General features: G+C 61.8%; 1 protein-coding gene. It reads left to right on the forward strand.

All coding sequences use genetic code 11. The annotated features are described in order from the left end of the window. Window positions 1–342: hypothetical protein (locus FMN52_RS19780; protein ID WP_205424871.1), on the forward strand; the 342-nt coding region annotated here is incomplete at its 5' end. Window positions 343–419 lie beyond the last annotated feature (77 nt).

Genomic DNA, 419 nt, shown 5'->3' on the forward strand with positions numbered 1-419 from the left:
GTCCATGACCAGAAAGACCCCTTGGGGTTGCTTGACACGGTTCGCAGTTCGCTGAACCAGGACGGTGTGTTCCTGATGCAGGATATCGGCGGTTCCAGGGATCTCGAAAAGAACATCGACAACCCGTTTGCTCCGCTGCTGTTCACGATTTCCAGCATGCATTGCACGCCGATCCCGATCGGGCAGGGCGGGCCCGGACTTGGCGCGATGTGGGGCGTCGAGACCGCGCAGGAATATCTTGCGGCCGCGGGCTTCGCGGAAGTTGAAACCCATCGTCTGCCGCACGACCCGATCAATGCCTACTACGTTGCATATCCCGGTTCCGGGGAGGGTCTCCGATGAGCGATCTTCACGCGATCACCGAGCCGGAGGCGGGCCGCAGGCCGCGCCTCAGCGCTTTGCTGTGCTCGATCTTCCGT

Source organism: Marinobacter sp. BW6 (assembly GCF_008107725.1).
Taxonomy (GTDB): domain Bacteria; phylum Pseudomonadota; class Gammaproteobacteria; order Pseudomonadales; family Oleiphilaceae; genus Marinobacter.